Annotated in this window: 21 protein-coding genes; 7 read left to right on the top strand and 14 right to left on the bottom strand. The window is 63.9% G+C overall.

Features of this window, described 5'->3' with window-relative positions; translation table 11 throughout:
* Positions 1 to 42: 42 nt before the first annotated feature.
* Together dnaE and rnhB are read right to left on the bottom strand one after the other, a co-directional pair.
* The gene (gene dnaE, locus ECTPHS_RS08375) at positions 43 to 3,558 is read right to left on the bottom strand and encodes a DNA polymerase III subunit alpha (RefSeq protein WP_008932295.1); all 3,516 of its coding nucleotides are present in this window, start codon (positions 3,556 to 3,558) and stop codon (positions 43 to 45) included.
* Positions 3,559 to 3,662: 104 nt separating this feature from the next.
* Positions 3,663 to 4,268, bottom strand: a complete 606-nt coding sequence (rnhB, locus tag ECTPHS_RS08370) for a ribonuclease HII (RefSeq protein ID WP_008932294.1) — start codon at positions 4,266 to 4,268, stop codon at positions 3,663 to 3,665.
* A gap of 115 nt (positions 4,269 to 4,383) precedes the next feature.
* On the opposite strand from rnhB, the gene ECTPHS_RS08365 reads away from it, so the two are divergent.
* The 7 genes from ECTPHS_RS08365 (at position 4,384) to ECTPHS_RS14790 (ending at position 10,923) form a co-directional block, all read left to right on the top strand.
* The gene (locus ECTPHS_RS08365) at positions 4,384 to 5,346 is read left to right on the top strand and encodes a Gfo/Idh/MocA family protein (protein WP_008932293.1); all 963 of its coding nucleotides are present in this window, start codon (positions 4,384 to 4,386) and stop codon (positions 5,344 to 5,346) included.
* A gap of 56 nt (positions 5,347 to 5,402) precedes the next feature.
* The gene (locus ECTPHS_RS08360; RefSeq protein ID WP_040405561.1) at positions 5,403 to 6,497 is read left to right on the top strand and encodes a DegT/DnrJ/EryC1/StrS aminotransferase family protein; all 1,095 of its coding nucleotides are present in this window, start codon (positions 5,403 to 5,405) and stop codon (positions 6,495 to 6,497) included.
* Positions 6,490 to 7,677 (top strand): lipid-A-disaccharide synthase, encoded by a 1,188-nt coding sequence (gene lpxB / locus ECTPHS_RS08355; RefSeq protein ID WP_256364682.1) that lies wholly within the window; start codon positions 6,490 to 6,492, stop codon positions 7,675 to 7,677. The genes ECTPHS_RS08360 and lpxB overlap by 8 nt, the downstream gene beginning before the upstream one ends.
* On the top strand, positions 7,674 to 9,536 hold the full coding sequence (locus ECTPHS_RS08350; protein WP_008932290.1) for a Na/Pi cotransporter family protein: 1,863 nt from the start codon (positions 7,674 to 7,676) through the stop codon (positions 9,534 to 9,536). Before lpxB ends, ECTPHS_RS08350 begins: the two co-directional genes overlap by 4 nt.
* Entirely contained in the window at positions 9,511 to 9,780 is a 270-nt protein-coding gene (locus ECTPHS_RS08345) for a hypothetical protein (RefSeq protein ID WP_008932289.1), read from the top strand. The genes ECTPHS_RS08350 and ECTPHS_RS08345 overlap by 26 nt, the downstream gene beginning before the upstream one ends.
* 89 nt (positions 9,781 to 9,869) lie before the next feature.
* Positions 9,870 to 10,736: a PH domain-containing protein gene (locus tag ECTPHS_RS14005; protein ID WP_008932288.1), complete on the top strand. Its 867-nt coding sequence runs from the start codon at positions 9,870 to 9,872 to the stop codon at positions 10,734 to 10,736.
* Positions 10,737 to 10,746: 10 nt separating this feature from the next.
* Positions 10,747 to 10,923: a hypothetical protein gene (locus tag ECTPHS_RS14790; RefSeq protein ID WP_008932287.1), complete on the top strand. Its 177-nt coding sequence runs from the start codon at positions 10,747 to 10,749 to the stop codon at positions 10,921 to 10,923.
* 12 nt (positions 10,924 to 10,935) lie between these two features.
* Here the strand turns inward: ECTPHS_RS14790 and lpxA are convergent, their stop codons facing one another.
* The 12 genes from lpxA to tsf form a co-directional block, all read right to left on the bottom strand.
* Complete coding sequence (lpxA, locus tag ECTPHS_RS08335) at positions 10,936 to 11,727, bottom strand: acyl-ACP--UDP-N-acetylglucosamine O-acyltransferase (protein ID WP_008932286.1); 792 nt, start codon at positions 11,725 to 11,727, stop codon at positions 10,936 to 10,938.
* Positions 11,724 to 12,170 carry a 3-hydroxyacyl-ACP dehydratase FabZ gene (gene fabZ, locus ECTPHS_RS08330; RefSeq protein WP_371200091.1) on the bottom strand — a complete coding sequence of 149 codons (447 nt, stop codon included), beginning with the start codon at positions 12,168 to 12,170 and terminating at the stop codon, positions 11,724 to 11,726. The genes lpxA and fabZ overlap by 4 nt, the downstream gene beginning before the upstream one ends.
* Positions 12,171 to 12,266: 96 nt before the next feature.
* Positions 12,267 to 13,325: a UDP-3-O-(3-hydroxymyristoyl)glucosamine N-acyltransferase gene (gene lpxD, locus ECTPHS_RS08325; RefSeq protein WP_008932284.1), complete on the bottom strand. Its 1,059-nt coding sequence runs from the start codon at positions 13,323 to 13,325 to the stop codon at positions 12,267 to 12,269.
* 15 nt (positions 13,326 to 13,340) lie between these two features.
* The gene (locus ECTPHS_RS08320) at positions 13,341 to 13,874 is read right to left on the bottom strand and encodes an OmpH family outer membrane protein (RefSeq protein ID WP_008932283.1); all 534 of its coding nucleotides are present in this window, start codon (positions 13,872 to 13,874) and stop codon (positions 13,341 to 13,343) included.
* A gap of 80 nt (positions 13,875 to 13,954) precedes the next feature.
* Positions 13,955 to 16,252: an outer membrane protein assembly factor BamA gene (gene bamA / locus ECTPHS_RS08315; RefSeq protein ID WP_008932282.1), complete on the bottom strand. Its 2,298-nt coding sequence runs from the start codon at positions 16,250 to 16,252 to the stop codon at positions 13,955 to 13,957.
* A gap of 6 nt (positions 16,253 to 16,258) precedes the next feature.
* Positions 16,259 to 17,620: an RIP metalloprotease RseP gene (gene rseP / locus ECTPHS_RS08310; protein WP_008932281.1), complete on the bottom strand. Its 1,362-nt coding sequence runs from the start codon at positions 17,618 to 17,620 to the stop codon at positions 16,259 to 16,261.
* Positions 17,617 to 18,831, bottom strand: coding sequence for a 1-deoxy-D-xylulose-5-phosphate reductoisomerase (gene ispC, locus ECTPHS_RS08305; protein WP_008932280.1), 1,215 nt, complete (start codon positions 18,829 to 18,831; stop codon positions 17,617 to 17,619). Before ispC ends, rseP begins: the two co-directional genes overlap by 4 nt.
* Before the next feature lie 80 nt (positions 18,832 to 18,911).
* The gene (locus tag ECTPHS_RS08300; RefSeq protein WP_008932279.1) at positions 18,912 to 19,736 is read right to left on the bottom strand and encodes a phosphatidate cytidylyltransferase; all 825 of its coding nucleotides are present in this window, start codon (positions 19,734 to 19,736) and stop codon (positions 18,912 to 18,914) included.
* Positions 19,729 to 20,481: an isoprenyl transferase gene (locus ECTPHS_RS08295; protein WP_040405557.1), complete on the bottom strand. Its 753-nt coding sequence runs from the start codon at positions 20,479 to 20,481 to the stop codon at positions 19,729 to 19,731. Before ECTPHS_RS08295 ends, ECTPHS_RS08300 begins: the two co-directional genes overlap by 8 nt.
* A 22-nt stretch (positions 20,482 to 20,503) precedes the next feature.
* Positions 20,504 to 21,061, bottom strand: coding sequence for a ribosome recycling factor (gene frr, locus ECTPHS_RS08290; protein ID WP_008932277.1), 558 nt, complete (start codon positions 21,059 to 21,061; stop codon positions 20,504 to 20,506).
* 5 nt (positions 21,062 to 21,066) lie between these two features.
* Positions 21,067 to 21,795 carry a UMP kinase gene (gene pyrH, locus ECTPHS_RS08285; RefSeq protein WP_008932276.1) on the bottom strand — a complete coding sequence of 243 codons (729 nt, stop codon included), beginning with the start codon at positions 21,793 to 21,795 and terminating at the stop codon, positions 21,067 to 21,069.
* 120 nt (positions 21,796 to 21,915) lie between these two features.
* Entirely contained in the window at positions 21,916 to 22,791 is an 876-nt protein-coding gene (tsf, locus tag ECTPHS_RS08280) for a translation elongation factor Ts (RefSeq protein ID WP_008932275.1), read from the bottom strand.
* Between the last annotated feature and the right edge of the window lie 53 nt (positions 22,792 to 22,844).

The raw sequence follows: 22,844 nt of genomic DNA, 5'->3' as shown, positions 1-22,844 counted from the left end.
CCGGCGGTTTGGGGACAGCCCTGTGCAGGCAGCCCCGCGAGGCTAACGATAGTGAATCTGCACGGCCTCCTCCCCCAGCAGGCCCCGGAGTCGCTGTACCAGTTCCTCGGTGGGGCGCAGTTGCCAGGCATCACCCAGCCGGAAACGGGCGCGGGCACGGCCGTTGCTGTAGTTGACGAAGACCGGACAGGGACCGTCCCGGAACGGCGTCAGGCTTTCCTCCAGTACCTCCACCAGCGCCGGGTCCGTACCGCCGTTGAGGGTCAGGTCCACCCGCTTGGCAAACTGCTCCCGGGCCTGATCCAGGTCCATCACCTGACGGCCGCGCATGCGCACGCCGCCACTGAACTCGTCGATGCCTACGCCGCCTTCCACCACCAGCAGCCGATCCTTCACCAGCAGGCTCTGGAAGCGGCGGTAATCATCGCCAAACAGCCCCACTTCGATACGACCACTGCGGTCATCCAGGGTCAGGAAGGCCATACGTCCGGACGGGGCGTTGCGCAGGCGGATGCCCACCACCAGGCCGGCGATCAGGGCATTCTGCTCCCGCTGTCGACCCCGACCCTGGGTTTCGCCGGTCCCCTGCCCGGGGGCGCTGTCCGCCAGATCCGAGAGCAGATCGGCGATGCGCTTGCCGGTGATGCGCCGCAGCTCCGCCTCGTAGCGGGTAATGGGATGACCGGTGAGATAAAGCCCCAGGGTTTCCTTCTCCGCCAGCAGCCGGATGTCTTCCTCCCACTCCGGCAGCACGGGGGCAGCCACTGCCTCCACTTCCGGCGGCGGTGCCATGCCGAACAGATCCCCCTGCCCCATGCTCTGGTCCCGGCGGTGCTGCTCGGCCCGGGACATGGCCAGGGGCAGGTTGTGCATCAGGGTCGCCCGATTGGGGCCGATGGAATCCAGGGCACCGGCCCGGATCAGGGCCTCCAGGGTGCGACGGTTGATCTTCTGGGAATCCGCCCGCACGCACAGATCGTCCAGCGAGGCGAAGGGGCCATCGGTCCGACGGCTGTCGATGAGCACCTGGATGGCCGACTCCCCCACCCCCTTGATGGCCCCCAGGCCATAGACGATGGTCCGGTCATCCCGCACCGTGAACTCATGGCTTGACGTGTTCACGTCCGGCGGGATCACCGCCAGGTCCATGCAGCGGCATTCCTCGATCAGGTTCACCACCTTGTCGGTGTGGTCCATGTCGGCGGAGAGCACCGCCGCCATGAAGGCGGCCGGGTAGTGGTGCTTGAGCCAGGCGGTCTGGTAGGACAGCAGGGCGTAGGCGGCGGAGTGGGACTTGTTGAAGCCGTAACCCGCGAATTTCTCCATCAGGTCGAAGATGTAGCTGGCGGTGGCCTCCTCCACCCCCTGCGCCACGGCACCGGTCAGGAAGATCTCCCGCTGCTTGGCCATCTCCTCGGGCTTCTTCTTGCCCATGGCGCGGCGCAGCAGGTCGGCGCCGCCCAGGCTGTAGCCGGCCAGTACCTGGGCGATCTGCATCACCTGTTCCTGATAGAGGATGACCCCGTAGGTGGGGCGCAGGATGGGCTCCAGGGCCGGGTGGGGGTATTCCACCCTGGCGCGGCCATGCTTGCGGTTGATGAAGTCGTCCACCATCCCCGACTGCAGGGGACCGGGCCGGTAGAGGGCCACGAGGGCGACGATGTCCTCAAAGTTGTCCGGCTGCAGGCGCTTGATCAGGTCCTTCATGCCGCGGGATTCCAGCTGGAACACCGCCGTGGTTTCCTGACGCTTGAGCAGACCGAAGGTGCCGTCCTCGTCCAGGGGCACGTCGTTGACGTCCAGGGGCGGTTCGCCGGCCTTTGCCCGGCGGGCATTGATGGTCTGCACCGCCCAGTCGATGATGGTGAGGGTGCGCAGGCCCAGGAAGTCGAACTTCACCAGGCCGATGGCCTCCACGTCGTCCTTGTCGAAGTGGGTCACCACCCCCTGCCCGCCCGGTTCGCAGAACAGGGGGGAAAAATCCGTCAGGGTGGTGGGGGCGATGACCACGCCCCCGGCATGCTTGCCGGCGTTTCTGGCCACCCCCTCCAGCTTGCGGGCCAGGTCGATGAGGCCGCGGACTTCTTCGTCCTCCTCGTAACTGCGGCGCAGGTCCTCCTCCTGCTCCAGGGCCTTGTCCAGGGTCATGCCGATCTCGAACGGGATCTGCTTGGCGATGCGATCGACGAAGCCATAGGCATGACCCAGCACGCGACCGGCGTCACGCACCACCGCCTTGGCGGCCATGGTGCCGTAGGTGATGATCTGGGAAACCTTGTCGCGGCCATAGCGCCGGGCCACGTATTCGATCACGCTGTCCCGCTTCTCCATGCAGAAGTCGATATCGAAGTCGGGCATGGACACACGCTCCGGATTGAGGAATCGCTCGAACAGCAGTTCATAGCGGATCGGGTCCAGATCGGTGATTTTCAGCGCATAGGCCACCAGGGAACCGGCCCCGGAACCTCGCCCCGGTCCCACCGGCACGGCGTTGTCCTTGGCCCACTGGATGAAGTCCGCCACGATGAGGAAGTAGCCGGGGAATCCCATCTGGCAGATCACGTCCAGTTCCACGTCCAGACGGGCCCGGTAGGTCTTCTCCTTTTCCTCCCGGTCCGGGGTGTCCGGCGGGAACAGGCGCACCAGGCGCTCGTCCAGTCCGCGATGGGAGAGCTGGCGGAAATACTCGTCCGTGGTCATGCCCGCGGGGATGGGGTATTCCGGCAGATAGTTCTCCCCCAGGGTCAGGACGAGATTGCAGCGACGGGCGATTTCCACCGTGTTGGCCAGGGCCTCGGGGATGTCGGCGAAGAGTTCCGCCATTTCCTCCGGGGTCTTGAGGTATTGCTGGGGGCTGTAGCGCCTGGGCCGTCGGGGGTCGTCCAGAACCCGGCCCTCGTGGATGCAGACCCGGGCCTCATGGGCATCGTAATCGTCGGGGCTGATGAAACGCACATCGTTGGTGGCCACCACCGGCAGGTTCCGTTCGGCCGCCAGGGCCACGGCGGCGTGCAGGTAATCCTCCTCCCCCTCCCGGCCGGTGCGGATCAGTTCCAGGTAGAAGCGACCGGGGAAGACATCACACCAGAAATCGCAGGCCGGCCCGGCCGTATCGGGGTCTCTGGACAGCAGGGCCCTGCCCACCTCCCCTTCCCGGCCGCCGGACAGGGCGATCAGACCCTCGCAGGCCTCGCGGGTGAACCACTCGCGTTCCAGGATCGGCGTGCCGCTCTGCTGGCCCTCCTGATAACCCCGGCTGATGAGGCGGGTGAGGCGCTTGTAACCCGGATCGTTCTGGCACAGCAGCACCAGCCGGGTGGGCGGCTCACCGGGTTCGCCGGCGGTCACCCACAGGTCGGCGCCGATGATCGGCTTGACACCGGACTTGAGGGCCGCCTTGTAGAACTTGACCATGGCGAACAGGTTGTTCTGGTCGGTCACCGCGCAGGCGGGCATCCCCGCGCCCCTGGCGGCGGCGACCAGCGGACCCACCCGGACCAGTCCGTCCACGAGGGAAAACTCGGAATGCAGGTGGAGGTGAACGAAAGGCTGAGTCATCGCAGTGATATCTGAAGGCTTGAAGCAGGTATGGGGGGACAAGATAGCAGATGCTTCACTCCGTGACCGGCCGATGGACTCCCGCTTGCGCGGGAATGACGGATTCAGGACGCCTGGCAGGCCGCCCGCCGTACCGGAGCAAAGCTCATCCGGTGACAGGGGCTCGGCCCCAGGCGGGTCAGGGCTTCCAGATGCACGGGAGTGGGATAACCCTTGTGACCCGCCAGCCCGTAGCCGGGATGCTCGGCATCTAGGGCCACCATCAGGGCATCCCGATGGACCTTGGCGATGATGGATGCCGCGCTGATGGCCGCCACGGTCCTGTCCCCCCCGACCACCGCCCGGGCCGGACAGGGCATCGCTTCCGGACAGCGATTGCCGTCCACCAAAGCCAGGGCCGGCGCGACGGAAAGGGTCTCCACCGCCCGACGCATGGCCAGCAGGCTGGCCTGGAGGATGTTCAGCGCATCAATCTCCGCCGGGCTGCAGACCGCAATGGACCAGGCCAAGGCCCGTTCCCGGATCAGTGCATCCAGGGCCTCGCGCCGGGCCGGACTCAGGGCCTTGGAATCCTTCAATCCTTCGATGGGACGGGCGGGATCCAGGATCACCGCCGCCGCCACCACCGGGCCGGCCAGCGGACCACGGCCCACTTCGTCCACACCCGCCACGTCAGGCCCCTGGGCCAGGTTCACCGGATCAAGCGTCATTGATGTCGTTCCCACCATGCATGGAGTAAAATGAAGGCACGACATGCTATCAAGGCGCACCTCATCAGGGCCACCGGCCCGTGCCGCGCCGCTCACCAAGCCACCGGGACCGCCCATGACCTCCACACGATGCGCCGTGATCGGCGTCGGCTATCTTGGCAAGTTCCACGCCCAGAAATACGCCGCCCTTCCCAATGCAGAGCTGTTGGCGGTGGCCGACGCCAGTGCCGAGACCGCCGCCGCCGTGGCCGAACAATGCGGATGTCGCGCCGTCACCGACTACCGCGAACTGCTTGGCCAGGTGGATGCCGTCAGCATTGCCGTGCCCACCACCCTGCACTTTCCCGTGGCCCGGGATTTCCTCGAACACGGTACCCACGTGCTGGTGGAAAAGCCCATCACCTCCACCGTGGAGGAAGCCGCCGCCCTCAACCGGCTGGCCCGGGAACGGGGCGTGATCCTGCAGGTGGGACACATGGAGCGCTTCAACGCCGCCCTGATGGATCTGGCGGACCGGCGCGGCGAACCCCTGTTCATCGAATCCCACCGCCTGGCCCCCTTCAAGCCCCGGGCCACGGATGTGAACGTGGTGCTGGACCTGATGATCCATGACATCGACATCATCCTGGACATGGTACGCTCGCCGGTGAAATCCCTCGCCGCCAGCGGCGCCCGGGTCCTGTCCGACGCCATCGACATCGCCAACGCCCGCATCGAGTTCGAAAGCGGCTGCGTGGCCAATGTCACCTCCAGCCGGGTCAGCCTCAAGACAGAGCGCAAGATGCGCATCTTCCAGAAAAATGCCTATGTCTCGGTGGATTTCCAGAACCGGGGGTTGTCGGTGCATCGGCTGGGCGACAAGGAGATGTTCCCGGGCATCCCCGAGGTCATCAGCGAGGAAAGCTTCTTCGAGGAAGGCGACGCCCTCAAGGCGGAGATCATCGCCTTCCTGGACGCGATCCAGCAGGGCACCCCGGTGGTGGTCTCCGGCGAGGACGGCCAGCGCGCCCTGGAAACGGCCATCCGCATCAGCGAACTGGTCCGACAGGGGTCACCCATGCGCGACCGGCGCGATTGACGCCCTCACCCCCTCCCGCACAGACCGTATTCATTCAAGCAAGGAAACATCACACCATGATCCCAATGGTCGACCTGAAGACCCAGTACCACCAGTTGAAGGACGAGATCGACTCGGGAATCGCCCAGGTCCTGGAAAACACCCAGTTCATCCTGGGCCCCAACGTGCAGGCCCTGGAACAGGAACTGGCCGACTACCTGGGCACACCCCATGCCATCACCTGTGCCTCCGGCACCGATGCCCTGCATCTGGCCCTGGCCGCCGCCGGTATCGGCGAGGGGGATGAGGTCATCACCACCGCCTTCACCTTCATCGCCACCGCCGAGGCCATCCGCTATGTGGGGGCCGTGCCGGTGTTCGTGGACATCGATCCGCGCACCTTCAATATCGACGTGGCCCAGGTGGAGGCGGCCATCAACGAACGCACCCGGGCCATCATGCCGGTTCACCTGTTCGGACAGCCGGCGGACCTGCCCCGGCTCCAGGCCCTGTGCAAGGCCCATGACCTGATCCTGGTGGAGGACTGCGCCCAGTCCTTCGGCGCCACCGTGAACAGCGCCCAGACCGGCACCACCGGCGCTTTTGGCTGTTTCAGCTTCTTCCCCAGCAAGAACCTGGGTTGCTACGGTGACGGCGGCCTGATCACCACCGGTTCCGATGCGCACGCCGACCAGTTACGGACCCTGAGAAACCACGGCAGCCGGGTGCGCTATCACCATGACATCATCGGCTACAACAGCCGCCTGGACGAGATCCAGGCGGCCATCCTGCGGGTCAAGCTCAAGCACATCGACCGCTTCAACCAGGAACGGCGCCGGGCCGCCCACCGCTACAACGCACTGCTGGCCGATGCACCGGTGACCACGCCCTTCGAGGACGGCCTGGGTGTGCACGTGTTTCATCAATACACCCTGCTGACGGACCGCCGGGACGCCGTCATGCAGGCCCTGCAGCAGGCCGGGATCGCCTGCGCCGTGTACTACCCCATCCCCCTGCATCGCCAGAAGGCCTTCGGCGATAGCTGCGCCCGGATCCACCTGCCGGTGACCGAATCCGTCACCGAGCGCTGCCTGTCCCTGCCCATCTATCCCGAGATCCGTGACGAGGATCTGGTGCGGATCACCGATATCATCCGGGGGGCCCTTGACTGATTCGAACACACCGCTGCATGTGATGGTTGTCGCCGGCGAAGTCTCCGGCGACCTGCATGCCGCCAACATGGTCCGGGCCATGGAAGGCCTGCGTCCCGGCAATCGCTATACCGGCATGGGCTGCGGCGCCATGCGCGAGGCCGGGGTGGAACTGATCGTGGATGCCGGACGTCTGGCGGTGGTGGGCCTGTGGGAGGTGATCGCCCAGTACCGGGATATCCGCCGGGCCCTGGAAACCCTCAAGCAACATCTGCGGTCGGACCCGCCGGACCTGCTGGTGCTGGTGGACTACGTGGAATTCAACCTGCGTCTGGCCAGGGCCGCCAAGGCCCTGGGCATCCGGGTGCTGTTTTACGTCAGCCCCCAGATCTGGGCCTGGCGCCCCCATCGGGTGAAACGCATCGGCCGGGTGATCGATGCCATGGCCGTGCTGTTTCCCTTCGAGGTGGATGTCTACCGGCGTTACGGCATCCCGGTCCGCTATGTGGGCAATCCCCTGGTGGACGTGGTCCACCCCTCCGCCGCCCCGGACAAGATCCTGGCAGACCTGGGTCTGGACCATCCCCCCTTGGCGTTGCTGCCCGGCAGCCGTGGCGGGGAGCTGCGACGCCACCTGCCCATCATGATGGAAACCTGCCGGTGGCTGCGCCAACGGCATCCCGATATCCGATTCGTGATGCCCCTGGCCCCCGGCGTGGACGTGGCCGGCGATGTGGAACCCCATCTGGACCCTGCCCTGGACATCCGGCTGGTGAGCGGGCAAACCTATGATGTCATGGCGGTCAGTCGCGCCCTCATCATCGCCTCCGGCACGGCCACCCTGGAAGCGGCCCTGCTCAAGACCCCCATGGCCATCATCTACCGGGTCTCCCCCATCACCCACGCCATTCTGAGCCGTCTGATCCTGATTCCCCATATCGGCCTGGCCAATATCGTCGCCGGCCGGGAGGTGGTGCGTGAATTCGTGCAGGATGCCGCCACGGCGGAGCACATCGGCGCGGAAGTGGAGCGACTGCTGATGGACGAGGACTATCACCGCTCGGTGGTGAATGCCCTGGGCGAGGTGCGGCAACGCCTGGGAGACGGCGGCGGCTCCGAAAAGGTGGCGCGGATGGCCCTGGAACTGATCGAGCATGGATGCCTGTTGGACACCGTTGACGGGGAGGTGCGACACCCTTGATCCGATTCTGGCGCCATGCCCCGTTGCCTCTGGTTCTGCTGATCCTGGGTTACAGCTTCTGGGTCAGTCCTGACTTCAAGGAAATCGCCGCCGGGGTGGCGCTGTTCCTGTTCGGCATGCTGTCCCTGGAAAAGGGCTTCAAGGCCTTTACCGGCGGCACCCTGGAACAGGTGCTGCGGGCGTCCACCAACCGGCTCTGGAAAAGCATCGCCTTCGGCATCACCAGCACCACCCTGATGCAGTCCAGTACCCTGGTGTCGCTGGTCACCATTTCCTTCGTCAGTGCCGAGATGATCACCCTGGCGGCCGGCATCGGTGTCATCATGGGGGCCAACCTGGGCACCACCACCGGGGCCTGGCTGATTGCCGGTCTGGGCCTGCGGGTGGATATCGCCGGCTATGCCATGCCCGCCCTGGTCGTCGGTGTCATCCTGCTACTGCAGCGCTCGAAGATCCTCCAGGGCATCGGCTATGTGACTCTGGGCGTGGGCTTTCTGTTCCTGGGCATCCATTACATGAAGGAAGGCTTCGAGGCATTCCAAGGGGCCTTCGATCTTTCCGGCTACGTGATCCCCGGCATTCTGGGGGTGCTGCTCTATACCGGCATCGGCATGCTGATCACGGTGATCATGCAGTCCAGCCACGCCACCCTGCTGGTGATCATCGCGGCCCTGGCCACCGGCCAGATCAGCTATGACAGCGCCCTGGCCCTGGCCATCGGTGCCAACCTGGGCAGTGCCGTGACCACCGCCATCGGCGGCATGACCGCCAACCTGGGCGGCAAGCGATTGGCCATTGCCCATGTGCTGTTCAATGTGATGACGGCGGCTGTGGCCATTACCTTCATCGAGCAGATGGCCTGGGCAGTGGACCATTTGGGTGCTCTGTTGGGGCTGGCCGATGATGAATACCTGCTCAAACTGGCCCTGTTCCACACCCTGTTCAACCTGCTGGGGGTGATCCTGCTGGCCCCCTTCACCGGGGTGTTGGAGCGGGCCTTGATCAAATATGTGAATCCGGCCCCGAAATCCAAGGAGAAACCCCTGTATCTCTATCCCGGCGCCCTGGAAACACCGGCCACGGCCATCAGCGCCCTGCGCAAGGAGGTGGGTCATCTCTATGACAATGCCCATGATCTCATTGCCCACGGGGTCAGCCTGCGCCGTGCCGTGATCGACTCGGATCAGTCACTGGTGGATGCGGTGAAAAATACCCGTCGCATTATCCCCCTGGACGTGGATGATCTGTACGAGGCAAGGATCAAGAGCCTGCACAGCGACATCATCGCCTTCATCAGCGAAATCCAGGGCCGGGAGCTGTCCCAACAGTCGGTGGAACAGCTCTACGACCTGCAGCAGGCCAGTCGTGACATCGTCGAGGCGGTGAAGGCCACCAAGCACCTGCAAAAGAACCTCTCCCGCCACGGTCTCTCCGCCAATCCGCTGATCCGGGAGCGCTATGACGTGATCCGACTGCAGATTGCCAGGGTACTGCGGGAAATCCGCCAGCTCCGGACCCAGGACCCGGAGACTGTCACCAGACTGTCACTGGATGCCATTAAGCTGTCGGTGCAGAAATCCGGCCGCAGCTTCACGGCGGCCCTCAATGAGCTGATCCGTGGCAGACGCCTGTCCTCCTCCATCGCCACGTCGATGATGAACGACGAGAACTACGCCTTCGAGATCTGCTCGAACCTGATCGAGGCCAGCCATGCACTGCTGCTTCCTCCCACGCGGGCGGAACAGTCCGCCGAAGGTCAGCTGGCACTCGATGAACAGGATATTGCGCGGATGGCCGGGGGCAATTCCAATCCCAGGACTCGGACGCACACTGATGAAAACGAAAAAACTGCTGGCTAGGCTGGCCGGTTTTCTCAGCGCGGATCAGGCCGCCCAGCGCAAGGAACTCAAATCCATCCGCAAGGTGTTGAAGAAACTCAAGACCAAGGAACGGGATCTCACCGCCAGGCTGGAACAGACACCGCCGGGCGATGAGCACGAGGAGATTGCGCAGAAACTGCAGGTGATCTACGCCCAGCGCCGCAAGGGCGTGGAGCGGGTGCGGGAACTCAAGGGGCGCACGCAGAATCCATCTCCCTCCTGATCCCCGGCATGGGCATCGGGGCCGAATATCAGGCAAAATGAAGGCTCGACCCGGTCCGGGGTCCCATCGTGCCTAACTGGAGCCTCAACTTGAGTACGACAACGAAGGACACCACCCGATCTCCCCGCTGGATTCCCATCACCCTGGCCCTGACTTCCCTGGGCAGTCTCATGGGATCCATGGTCCTGCTGGGTCAGGGAGCGCTGATCTCCCTGACCCTGTTCATCATCCTGTTCCCCATCACACTCATCAACCTGCTGGTGCGCTGGTGGCCGCGACATCGCTGCGAACGCATGCGCAACGAAAGGCGCTGGAAACGCCGCCTGAATTTCACCGCGGCCGGGGTGCTGGTGGCGGCCGGAATCAACCTGTTCGCCGGGGTGAATTTCTTTGGCACCCCGCTCGGGACCACCCTGCTGGTAGCCGGCACCCTGCTGCTGCCGCCGGCCATCATCATGGCCATCCTGTCCTTTTCCCTGGGGCGCGCGGACGTGACCCAGGCCGTGCTGGACGAGGAAGAACACCTGGTATTCCGGGCCGACACCCACTGGGCCATCTTCCTGCCCCCGATCCAGCTCGTGACCTTGTGCCTGCTGCTGGTACTGGGTCCCTTCGGCCTGGGGGGTGAGGTCATTGCCGCCATCATCTACCTGGCGGTACTGCCGGGCATGATGGCCCGGGCACTGGCCATTTTTCTCAACACGGAGGTCTCCATCACTGATCGGCGCATGGTCACCGTGACCGGCACGCTGCTGCGCCGCACCCGGGTCATGGAACTGGACGAGATCAAGGCGGCGGGGATCTATCGAAGCTGGCTGGGTCGTCTGCTCGGCTACGGCACGGTGGGCATCATCTGCCATGGCGGCCAGAGTCTGAAGCTGCCCGGCATTGCAGATCCGGAAACCTTGCGTGACATGCTGGACCCGTCCGGTCGGGTGGTCACCAATTCGTTCTGAGGGGTGCGCCGTGAAAGTGGAAGTGACCGTGGAACTGGACATCGCCCTGTCCAAGGTCGGTCTGGGTGACATTCGCAAGCTGGCGGAGCAGTGGTTCGCCGACCATGAGATCGAGGCGATCAGGCAGGTGCGGATCGTGGATGTGACGTTGAAACGGGAGTCCGGATCCGAAGACTCCCGGTTCTGAAGGCGGTGCCGATCAGTCCGTGGAACTGCGCCGATCGGTGCGCAGAATGCCGCGGGAACTTTCCCGCACAAATGCCACGAAATCCGCCACTTCCGGGTGCGCCTCCGCCAGTGGCGCCACGGCCTCCAGGCCCTGCTGCCGGTCCCGACCGTCCACCAGATGCCGGAATGCCCGTTGCAGCGCACGGATGGTCTCCCCGGAATAACCGCGACGCCGGAGCCCGATCTTGTTGATGCCGACGGCACGGGCGTAATTGCCGGAAGCCATGCAATAGGGCGGCAGATCCCGGTTCAGGGCCGCGCCCATGCTGGTGAAGGCATGAGACCCCACCCGACAGAACTGATGGACCAGGGTGAATCCCCCCAGTACGGCCCGGTCCCCCACCTGACAATGCCCGGCCAGGGAGGCCGCGTTGGAAAAGACGACATGATCGCCCACGTGGCAGTCATGGGCGATATGGACATAGGCCATGATCAGATTGTCGGAACCCACCCGGGTCACGCCACCGCCCTTGGGGGTGCCGCGACTGATGGTGACGTACTCCCGGATCACGGTGCGATCACCGATTTCCAGGGCGGTGGCCTCATCCCGGTAGCCCAGATCCTGGGGCGCCTCCCCCAGGGACGCGAACTGATAAATCTTGCAGTCCTCGCCGATACGGGTCTTGCCGGTGATCACCACATGGGGTCCGATCCAGGTTCCCTTGCCGATACTCACCTCGGGGCCAATGATCGAAAAGGCCCCGATCTGCACTCCTTCCTCGATGCGTGCCCCCGGTTCTACAACGGCACGGGCATCGATCATGACTCCAGATCCTTCCCGGCGCACATGAGCGTCGCGGTGGCCACCACTTCACCGTCCACCCTGGCCTCGGCATTGAAGCGCCAGATACCCCTCACCACGCGCAGCAGTTCCACCCGCAGATGGAGCTGATCACCCGGTTCCACCTGGCGACGGAAACGGGCCTCGTCGATGCCCACGAAAAGATACAGCTGCTGCTTGTCGGTCTCGCCCCGGTGTTCCTGGGTCTTGAAGGCCAGCAGACCCGTGGCCTGAGCCAGGGCTTCCAGGATCAGGACACCCGGCATGACCGGGCGGATGGGGAAATGACCCGGGAAATAGGGTTCATTGATGGAGACATTCTTGATACCCTCCAGATATTCACCGGGTTTGAGGTCGGTGACCCGATCCACCATCAGAAACGGAAAACGATGGGGGAGGTAGCGCAGCACCTCATGTATGCTCATGGAATCCAAGTTGTCATTCCTTATTTGTACTTTATAGGGTCATGCGTTCGCAGGCCGCCGGCGGATCCACCCTGCGCGTTGCCTGCAAACCACCGATTATTCGTTGTCAGAGTCAGCCTTGGTGCCCTGACGTGATGCCTGCTCTTCCAGGGATCTGACGCGCCGCGACAGGGTGTCGAGTCGCCGCAAATGCGCCAGGCTGCGATTCCATTCCCGTGCCGGTGAGAACGGCACACCCGAGGAATAGACACCAGGCTCGGGGATGGAACGGCTCACCAGGGTCATGCCCGTGACCGTCACTCCGTCTGCGATTTCCAGATGGCCCGCAATGCCGACCCCCCCGCCAATGGAGCAACGCCTGCCGATGCGGGCACTACCGGCGATCCCCACACACCCGGCCATGGCCGTGTGGGCACCGATATGCACGTTGTGGGCCACCTGGATCAGGTTGTCCAGTTTCACCCCGTCCTCGATCACGGTATCTTCCAGCGCACCGCGATCGATGGTCGTGTTGGCCCCCACCTCCACATCGTCACCGATGATCACCGTACCCACCTGCGGCACCCGGATCCACGCCTCGCCGTCCTTCGCAAAGCCGAACCCCTCCGAACCCACCACTGCCCCAGGGTGCAGCAATCCTCGCCGACCGATCCTGACACGGGCACCCACCGTCACCCGGGCCAGCATCCGGGTCCCTTCGCCCACATGGGCATTCTCGCCGATGATACAGCCGGGGCCCAGCACCACGTCGGCATCCAGCTGCACGCCCGCCGCCACGACACACTGCGGCCCCACACTGACCGAGGGATGAATCCTGGCCCGAGGACTGACCACGGCACTGGCATGAATGCCGGGTTCGGGTACAGGCTCGGGATGCAACAGGGCCGCCGCCCGGGCGAATCCCAGGTGCGGATTGGCGCAGACCAGGGCCGGCACCGGGCACTCGGGTAGATGCGCGGGCTTGAGGATGACCGCTCCCGCCCGGGTCCGACGGAGCTCGGGCAGGTAGCGATCATGGGTCATGAAGCACAGCTGACCGGGACCGGCATCGCCCAGCGGGGCCACGCTGTCCAGGACACGTTCACCGGCATCAATGCCGGCTCCGTGCAGATCGGCGCCGATGGCCCGCGCCAGTGTTTTCAGTGAAACCGACATCACTTCCGCCCCGGATCAGCGGCGGGCTCTTTGATGCTGGCGGCGGAGCTCTTCCAGAACCTTGCCGGTGATATCGATACGGTCGCTGGCGTACAGGACCGTGCGCTCGGTGACCACCAGGTCCACGTTTTCGGCACGGGCAATCTCCATGATCACGTTGTGCACCAGGCGCTGGAGCCGGGCCAGTTCATCGTTGCGCCGCACATTCAGATCTTCCTGGAACATGTCCTGGGCGCGGGTGAACTCCCGGGAACGGGTGCGGAATTCACGCTCAAGTTCGGCACGGCGATCCGCACCCATCACCTCGGCATCCCGCTGCAGACGCTCCTGCATGCGGCGCAGGGCGTCCCGTTCCGCCACCAGCTCCGAGTCCCGGGGGGAGAACTCTTCTTCCAGCGCCCGCAGGGAGGCCTCCGCCTGGGGAGACTGTTCCATGACACGATTGATGTTGACGAAGGCCACCTTGGCGTTGGCCGCGGCGGCACCGGAGATCGCAAGCAAACACACCAGCAACAGGCCGGTGGTGATTCTCAGAACATTGCGCTTCAAACCGTTTCTCCAAAACTTGGGCAGACAAAAGGCTGACTCAGCCCGTTCAACAACCCTTTTTCATACTCGACAAGACGCCGTCAGAAGGAGGCGCCGATACTGAACTGGAACGACTGCAGGCGATCTTCGGGCTTGTCATTTAACGCCTGCGCCAGACTGAATGTCAACGCGCCCACCGGGGACAGCCAGGTCATGCCGGCACCGATCGAGGCGCGGATCTCGCCGGTCTCGAAATCATCATAGGTCTCGAATACCTGGCCGGCATCCAGGAACAGGCTCATGCGCACATTGGGGGCCTGATCCATGAACGGCGGCGGGAAGATGAGTTCGGCACTGCCCAGCACCCGGAAGTTCCCGCCATAAGGGTCATTTCGGCTGTCCCGGGGTCCCAGGCTCAGATCCCGGTAACCCCGTACCGAGCGGGTGCCGCCGGCGAAGAACTTCTCGAAGAACGGCAGATCGGAGGTATCCCCGTAGGCATCCCCGTAAGCCACTTCCCCGGACAGGGCGAAGGTCAGCCCCGGCCGCAGGGGGATGAAGAGCTGGTTGCGATAATCCACCTTATAGTATTCCAGGTCGCTGCCGGGCAGGGAGGCCTCCAGACTGATCCGCTGCAGGTTGCCGCGATCCGCGAACACGGTCCGGTTGCGGGTATCATGGATGAAGCTGGTAGTCAGGGTATAGAGATCATACCGGTCACCATTTTCATCCAGGTAGTTGAAGATCTCATCGGGAGTATTGTCGGAAGTGAGGATCTCCACCCGCTCATAGCCGGGGGTGATGCGGAAGGTGTTGTACTCGGTGAGGGGAATGCCGTAGGTGATATTGGCCCCCAGCCGGTTGGAGGAATAGCGGGAAATATCCGCCCGGAAGGCATCCGTCTCCCGATAGAAGATATTGAAGCCCCGACTGACCCCGTCCAGGGTGTAATAGGGGTTGGTAAAGGACAGGCTGTAGAGAGTGCTCACCCGGCTGTTGTTCAGGGCCAGGGAGACCCGGTTGCCGGTACCAAAGAAATTGTCCTGGGACAGGCTGGTATTGAACAGCACGCCCTGGCTCTGGGAATACCCGGCACCGATCATGAAACTGCCGGACAGGCGCTCGGACACCGCGATGTCCAGGTCCACCTGATCCTCGGTCCCGGCCACCCGGCGGGTCTCGATGTTCACATCCTCCACATAGGAGAGGCGCTGCAGGCGGACCCGGGAGCGATCCACGTTCGAGGTGGAATACCAACCGCCTTCCATCTGCCGCATTTCACGGCGAAAGACCTCGTCCTGGGTGCGGGAGTTACCGGTAAAGTTGATCCGGCGCACATAGACCCGCTGACCGGGATCGACAAAGAAGGTCAGGGCAACCTCCTGATTCTCCTCGTCAAGCTGGGGAATCGGATTGACGTTGGCAAAGGCGTAACCCTCATCCCCCAGACGGCGGGAGATGCGATTGGAGGTCTCGGTGATCAGGCTGCGGGAGAAGGTATCCCCCGGGGCAATGGCCAGCAGATCCCGCAGTTCCTGCTCGTCCACGATGAGATTGCCCGCCAGACTGACCTCGCTCACCCGATACTGCTCGCCTTCATCGATATTGATGGTGACATAGATGTCCCGACGATCCGGGGTCAGGGTGACCTGGGTGGAATCCACGTTGAAGTTGATGAAGCCGGAATCCAGGTAGCGGGTACGCAGTTTTTCCAGATCCCCCGCCAGGCGCTGCTTGGAATAATGATCACGGCGGCTGAACAGGGCATACCAGCGGGGCACGCCGGAATCGAAACGACGAATCAGCTCCCGCTCGGAATAGGCTTCGTTACCCACCACCCTCACCTGCTGGATCCGGGCCACCCGACCCTCGGCGATCTCGATGACCACGTCAACCCGGTTGCGGGGCAGCGACTCCACCTCCACATCCACCTGCACGTTGTACTTGCCGCGGGCGAAATACTGCTGCAGCAGTTCATTCTCCATGCGCTCGAGCACGGTGCGATTGAAGACCCGACCACGGGCCATGCCCACCTGCCGCAAGGCATCCAGGAGCTGGTCGGTCTTGATGTCCCGATTGCCGCTGATGCGGATCTCGTTGATGGCGGGCCGCTCCTCCACCTCCACCACCAGCACGTCACCACGTTGACTCAGGGAGATGTCGGAGAAGAAGCCGGTACGGAACAGGGCCCGGATCACCTCCGGTGCCTGGCCGTCATCGAAGGCATCCCCCACCGCCACGGGCAGGTAGGTGAACACCGTGCCGGCGGCAATGCGCTGCAGACCCTCGACCTCGATGTCCCGGATCACAAAACCGTTGCCGGCCAGTGCCGATGTTGACCAGCCCAGCATGGCGGCAAGGCCCAGACCGGCAAGCAGACGTCGTGACTCACGAGACATTCGGTATCAACCCAGGATTCGCATGAAATCGTTATAGAACGCGAGCGTCATCAAAAGTCCGATCATCACGATCCCGACCCGCTGGCCGATGGCTTCCACCGTCGGCGACACGGGACTGCCCTTGATGAGCTCCACGCAGTAGTACAGCAGATGACCACCGTCAAGTATGGGAATCGGCAGCAGATTGATGATCCCGAGACTGATACTGACGATGGCGAGAAAACCCAGAAATGCCGAGAGCCCGATCACGGCGGTGACGCCCGCATACTCGGCAATGCTGATGGGGCCGGCGATATTGCTCACCGCCGCCTCGCCGGTGAGCAGGCGCCACATCACCCGCAGGGTCATGACGCTCATGGCCCAGGTTCGTTCCACGCCATGGACGAACGAGATCCAGGGGCCGTGACGGACCTGGGCCCGCATGGCCTCGGCGGTGGCCTCGTCCACATGGGGATAGGCGCCGATCAGCCCCACCCGCTCGCCGTTGACCTCCCGGCTGTCGGTCCGGATCACCATGAATTCACGGCGACCGTCCCGCTCGATCCACAGCTCGATGGGCTGTTCGGGGCGGGCCTGAACATGGGCCACCCAGGACTGCCAGCTGTCGATGCGGATGCCGTCCGCCTGCAGGATCCGGTCTCCCGAGCGTAGCCCGGCACGGGCCGCGGCACCCTCCGGGATCAGTTCCCCCAGTACCGGCTCCGACCAGGCATGCCAGGCAACGATACCCAGCTTGTCCAACAGGGGACCTTCGTCCAGCAGTCGGCGCCGGTCGCTCAGGTCCAGTGAACGAACCACTTCCCTGCCCTCGGCATCGCGTACCAGTACCTCCACCCGGCGACCATCCAGGCCCTGTTCGAGCAGATTGAGGGCGGCAAGTTCCCAGGTGGCCGTTTCGGTCTCGTTCACCCGCAGGATCAGATCCCGGGCCTCGAAACCGCCCTCGGCGGCCAGGGAACCGGGCTCCACATGCCCCACCACGGGCTTGATGCCGCCGACCCCGACCATGAACATCAAGGTGTAGGCGAGGATAGCAAAGAGGAAATTTGCCGCCGGACCGGCGGCGACGATGGCCATGCGCCGGCCCACGGTCTGGCGGTTGAAGGCGCGATGACGCTCCGCCTCCGGCACCGGCTCCTCGCGCTCATCGAGCATCTTCACATAGCCGCCCAAGGGGATGGCGGCGATGACATATTCGGTGCGATCCCGGCCTGCCACCCGTGTCCACAGGGGACGACCGAAGCCGATGGAGAAGCGCTGGACCTTCACGCCGCAACGCCGGGCCACCCAATAGTGGCCGAACTCGTGCACCGTCACCAGCAGCCCGATGGCAACGATGAAGGCGAGGATGCTGATCAGGATGCTCATGAATGCAGGGAACGCTCAAGCAGCCGGCCTTCGCGCACCGCCGCGGCCGCCACTTCCCGGGCTTCCCGATCCACCGCCAGGATCCGCTCCAGGGAATCGGCTTCCTGATGGGGCAGGGTCTCCAGGGCATGGGAGATCAGCCGGGGGATGTCGGTGAAACGGATGCGCGCCGACAGGAAGGCATCCACGGCCACTTCGTTGGCCGCGTTGAGGATGGCGGTGGCGGTACCGCCGGCACTGAAGGCCTCGTAGGCCAGTCGCAGGCAGGGGAAACGGTCCATGTCGGGACGCTCGAAATCCAGGCGGGCAATCTCCATGATGTCCAGCGGCGCCACGCCCGAGGTGATGCGCTCCGGCCAGGCCATGGCGTGGGCGATGGGGGTACGCATGTCCGGATTGCCCAACTGGGCCAGCACCGAGCCATCGGTATAGGCCACCATGGAGTGAATCACGCTCTGGGGATGCAGTACCACCTCGATACACTCCGGCGTGGTATCGAACAGCCAGCAGGCCTCGATCAGTTCCAGGCCCTTGTTCATCATGGAGGCGGAATCCACCGAGATCTTGCGGCCCATGACCCAGTTGGGGTGGGCACAGGCCTGATCCGGCGTGACCGCCTCCAGATCCTGGGCAGGCAGGCGCCGGAAGGGTCCGCCGGATGCAGTCAGCAGGATTCTTTCCACCCCCACCTTGGGCAGACCGCGGGAAAAATCAGACGGCATGCACTGGAAGATGGCGTTGTGCTCGCTGTCGATGGGCAGCAGTTCCGCGCCCGAGGCCCGGACCTGATCCATGAACAGGCGTCCGGACATCACCAGGGCTTCCTTGTTGGCCAGCAGCACCCGCTTGCCCGCCCGGGCAGCGGCCAGGGAAGGCAACAGCCCCGCCCCGCCGACGATCGCAGCCATGACGTAATCGGTTTCCGGTAGGGCGGCCACTTCGGCCAGGGCTTCGGGACCGGCCATGACCCGGGTGGACAGGTCGGCGGCACGAATACCGGCTTCCAGTGCCCCCGCATGGGCCGGATCGGCCACCACCGCATAGTCGGGCCGATGGGTCCTGCACTGCTCCAGCAGACGCTCCACATTGCCATTGGCGGTGAGGGCCACGGCGCGATAGCGGTCCGGATGGCGAGCGATGACGTCCAGGGTGTTGACGCCGATGGTTCCAGTCGCGCCAAGGACGGTGACGCCCTTTGGTGAAGCACTCATCAAGAAGTCTCCCGGTAAACTGACCTTGGGGTGAAACGGCAAGCCGGGCCCCGGCAAAGGCCGCTTTCGCCATCAAGGGACTATCTTGCCATAATTACGCCCCACAGGAGGCCCATCAGGAAGACGGGAGCTGCCGCGGTGAGGCTGTCGATGCGATCCAGAATACCGCCGTGTCCGGGCAGCAAGGCACCGCTATCCTTGGCACCGGCCTCCCGCTTGAGCACGCTTTCAAACAGGTCTCCGGCCACGGACACCAGGGCCGTGACCAGACACAGGCAGACAAAGAAGAACCACAGGGCGGGGATCACGCCGAAATACCAGGCGCCCAGCAGGCCGAAGGGGACGATGGCAATCAGGGCACCCAGCAGACCTTCGCGGGTCTTGCCGGGGCTGATGCGTGGCGCCAGCTTATGACGACCGAAACGACGCCCGGCGAAATAGGCGGCGCTGTCCGCCGTCGCCGTCAGCAGAATGAGATAGAGCACCAGGGCGGGCTGTACCTGATGCAGCCAGACCAGGGCGATGAAGGCGGGTACCAGGGTCAGCACGCCCGCACTGCCCAGGCCATAGCGTCGCCAAAGGACCCGGTTGTCCCGGGCCGCCGGCTGGTAGAAGGCCAGCACCACGAGAACCCCGCCCCACCACAGGACGCCCAGCACCACCGGCCAGATCTGGTCCAGGGCGAAGGCCGTGAAGGCACCCAGTCCGGCCAGGGCGGCGACCCCGGTCACGTACAGGCCTCGCTGCCCGCCGGACTCCAGGCCGCAGAGCCGGGCCCATTCCCAGGCCCCACCCAGGCACACGGCCAATACCGCCAGCCCAAACCAGAAGGACGGCAACAACAGGATCGCCGAAAACACCACCACGGCCAGCAGAAGACCGGTTATGACTCGCTGTTTAAGCACCACTGCCTCCGGCCAGTTGTTCTTCGATATACCCGAAACGGCGCTGACGACCGGAAAAACAGGCAAAGGCCTGGTTCAGGTCGTCCTCGCTGAAATCCGGCCAGAGCACGTCGGTAAAGAAAAGCTCCGTATAGGCCAGCTGCCAAAGCAGAAAATTGCTCACCCGTTTTTCCCCGCCAGTGCGAATGAACAGATCCGGGTCGGGAAGACCGGCGGTAGAGAGATGGGCATCCAGAATCTCCGGCGTGATCTGCTCGGGCGTCAGCACACCGGCGCGGACCTTTTCGGCCAGTACGGCGGCAGCATGGGTGATGTCCCAACGCCCGCCGTAGCTCACCGCCACCACCAGCTCCATCAGGGTATTGTCACGGGTGCGCTGCTCCGCCTCCGCCATGCGATCCTGAAGCCGCGAGGAAAAGGCGCTGCGATCGCCGATGAAACGCAATCGGATGCCCTTTTCCTCCAGCTCCGGCAGTTCGCGGCGGATAGAGCCCACGAACAGCTCCATCAGGGTCCCGACTTCCTGCCGGGGCCGACGCCAGTTCTCGCTGCTGAAGGCGAACAGGGTGAGCACCTTGACCCCGCGGGAAGCGCAGGTACGCACCACCATCCGGACGGCATTGACGCCCTGGCGATGACCTTCGGTGCGGGGAAGATGACGGGCACGGGCCCAGCGACCGTTACCATCCATGATAACGGCCACATGACGCGGGATACCCGGTGCACTGGCGGGCGCTTGAGTCACTATCGGTGGTTCATCCCGCGGCTCAGACGGCCATCAGTTCCTTTTCCTTTTCCGCCAGCACACGGTCGACTTCGGCGATGTACTGATCGGTCAGCTTCTGCACTTCTTCCTGACCCTTGCGATCCTCGTCCTCGGAGATCGACTTGTCCTTGACCAGGTTCTTGAGTTCATTGTTGGCATCACGACGGATATTGCGGATGGCGACACGGGCGTTTTCAGCCTCGTGGCGCACCACCTTCACCAGGTCCTTGCGCCGTTCCTCGGTAAGGGCCGGCATGGGAACACGAATCACGGTACCCATCGATGAGGGATTCAGACCCAGGTCGGAGTTCATGATGGCCTTCTCCACCTTGGCCACCATAGGCTGTTCCCAGGGGGTCACGGTCAGGGTGCGGGAGTCTTCCACACCCACGTTGGCCACCTGGTTGATGGGTACCTCACTGCCGTAATACTCCACCATCACGTGGTCCAGCAGGCTGGTGTGGGCGCGACCCGTGCGGATCTTGGCCATTTCCTGACGCAGGGAATCGATGCTCTTGCCCATGCGGGTCGCGGCATCCTTCTTGATAGCTTCAATCATGCTGTTCAACCTCTCTCGACCAGGGTGCCCACATTCTCGCCCATGATCAGGCGCAGCAGGTCCCCTTCCTTGAATATGTTGATGACCCGCATCGGCATGTCATTATCCCGGCACATCACGATGGCCGTGGCATCCATGACACCCAGGCGGCGGGTGAGCACTTCCTCGTAGGTGAGGCGCTCGTAACGGCTGGCATCGGGATTGGTCATGGGGTCCGAGTCATAGACACCATCCACCTTGGTGGCCTTGATCATGATATCGGTGTTCATCTCGATGGCCCGCAGGCTGGCCGCGGTATCGGTAGTAAAGAAGGGATTGCCGGTGCCGGCGGCAAAGACGACGATGCGGCCCTTTTCCAGGTGACGCACGGCACGACGACGGATGTAGTCCTCGCAGACCTGATTGATCTTGAGGGCGGACATGACGCGACAGAACTTCCCTTCCCGCTCCAGGGCATCCTGCATGGCCAGGGCATTCATCACCGTGGCTAACATGCCCATATGGTCGGCCGTGACCCGGTCCATGCCGCCTTGGGCCATGCCGGCACCGCGGAAGATGTTGCCGCCTCCGATGACGATGGCCACCTCCACGCCCAGGCGACTGAGTTCGGACACCTCGCGAGCGACCCGGGCCAGGATGTCCGGACAGATACCGAAATCCAGGTCACCCATCAGGGCCTCGCCACTCAGCTTCAGAAGGATGCGCTTAAAGGCGGGACGCTTGTCATCGCTCATGGGAAACCTTGTTTGTATTGTGTCGAGCCTGAAACCGGGTGCCTCCGGTGAACCGGGACACTCATGCGGACGGCGGTGACCCCATCATCTGGAGCCACCGCCATCAGGATACAGAAGATATCAAGCGCCCTTGGCCTGGGCCATCACTTCTTCGGCAAAATTCTCCACCTTCTTCTCGATCCCTTCGCCCACCTCGTAACGTACGAAGCGATTCACCTGGGCGCCGGCGTCCTGCAGCAGCTTGCCCACGGTATTATCGGGATCCTTGACGAAGGGCTGACCCACCAAGGTGATTTCCGCCAGATATTTCTTGATGCGACCGACGATCATCTTCTCGATGATTTCGGCCGGCTTACCGCTTTCCTCGGCCTGGGCGCGGAAGATGTTCTTTTCCTGCTCCAGCAGTTCCTGAGGCACCTGGGACTCGTCGACGCAGACCGGACGGCTGGCTGCGATGTGCATGGCCACGTCACGCACCAGGTCATCATTGCCGCCGTTCATTTCCACCAGCACGCCGATGCGGGTACCGTGCAGATAATGACCCAGACGGCCGTCGCTGTTGATCACTTCAAAGCGACGCACCTGGATGTTCTCGCCGATCTTGGCCACCAGACCGGCACGGACTTCTTCCAGTGTGCCTTCCGCGGTGGACAGGGCCATCAGGGCCTCCACGTCGGCGGGTGACTGGGCCACCAGGGTGTCGGCCACCAGGCGGACGAAGCCCTGGAAGTTGTCATCCTTGGCCACGAAGTCGGTTTCGCAGTTCACTTCCACGATGGCGGCGCGACGACCGTCTTCGCTGGCGGCGACCATCACCTGACCTTCGGCGGCCACGCGACCGGCCTTCTTCACAGCCTTGGCGGCACCGGACTTGCGCATCTGCTCGATGGCAGCCTCCATGTCGCCGCCGGCTTCGGCCAGCGCTTTTTTGCATTCCATCATGCCTGCGCCGGTACGTTCGCGCAGTTCCTTAACCATGGATGCGGTAATCTGCATGGGGTCACTCCTGAATCAAATCTGTGTCGTCGGGACCGCCCCGAAGATGGGCG

It is taken from the genome of Ectothiorhodospira sp. PHS-1 (assembly GCF_000225005.1).
GTDB lineage: Bacteria > Pseudomonadota > Gammaproteobacteria > Ectothiorhodospirales > Ectothiorhodospiraceae > Ectothiorhodospira.
This window is presented reverse-complemented; position numbering and strand designations above follow the sequence as displayed.

Excerpts from the sequence above, each read along its gene's own strand:
- dnaE (WP_008932295.1), bottom strand. The coding sequence starts at position 3,558 with ATGACTCAGCCTTTCGTTCACCTCCACCTGCATTCCGAGTTTTCCCTC.
- rnhB (WP_008932294.1), bottom strand. The coding sequence starts at position 4,268 with ATGACGCTTGATCCGGTGAACCTGGCCCAGGGGCCTGACGTGGCGGGT.
- ECTPHS_RS08365 (WP_008932293.1), top strand. The coding sequence starts at position 4,384 with ATGACCTCCACACGATGCGCCGTGATCGGCGTCGGCTATCTTGGCAAG.
- ECTPHS_RS08360 (WP_040405561.1), top strand. The coding sequence starts at position 5,403 with ATGATCCCAATGGTCGACCTGAAGACCCAGTACCACCAGTTGAAGGAC.
- ECTPHS_RS08345 (WP_008932289.1), top strand. The coding sequence starts at position 9,511 with ATGAAAACGAAAAAACTGCTGGCTAGGCTGGCCGGTTTTCTCAGCGCG.
- lpxA (WP_008932286.1), bottom strand. The coding sequence starts at position 11,727 with ATGATCGATGCCCGTGCCGTTGTAGAACCGGGGGCACGCATCGAGGAA.
- fabZ (WP_371200091.1), bottom strand. The coding sequence starts at position 12,170 with ATGAGCATACATGAGGTGCTGCGCTACCTCCCCCATCGTTTTCCGTTT.
- lpxD (WP_008932284.1), bottom strand. The coding sequence starts at position 13,325 with ATGTCGGTTTCACTGAAAACACTGGCGCGGGCCATCGGCGCCGATCTG.
- bamA (WP_008932282.1), bottom strand. The coding sequence starts at position 16,252 with ATGTCTCGTGAGTCACGACGTCTGCTTGCCGGTCTGGGCCTTGCCGCC.
- rseP (WP_008932281.1), bottom strand. The coding sequence starts at position 17,620 with ATGAGCATCCTGATCAGCATCCTCGCCTTCATCGTTGCCATCGGGCTG.
- ispC (WP_008932280.1), bottom strand. The coding sequence starts at position 18,831 with ATGAGTGCTTCACCAAAGGGCGTCACCGTCCTTGGCGCGACTGGAACC.
- frr (WP_008932277.1), bottom strand. The coding sequence starts at position 21,061 with ATGATTGAAGCTATCAAGAAGGATGCCGCGACCCGCATGGGCAAGAGC.
- pyrH (WP_008932276.1), bottom strand. The coding sequence starts at position 21,795 with ATGAGCGATGACAAGCGTCCCGCCTTTAAGCGCATCCTTCTGAAGCTG.
- tsf (WP_008932275.1), bottom strand. The coding sequence starts at position 22,791 with ATGCAGATTACCGCATCCATGGTTAAGGAACTGCGCGAACGTACCGGC.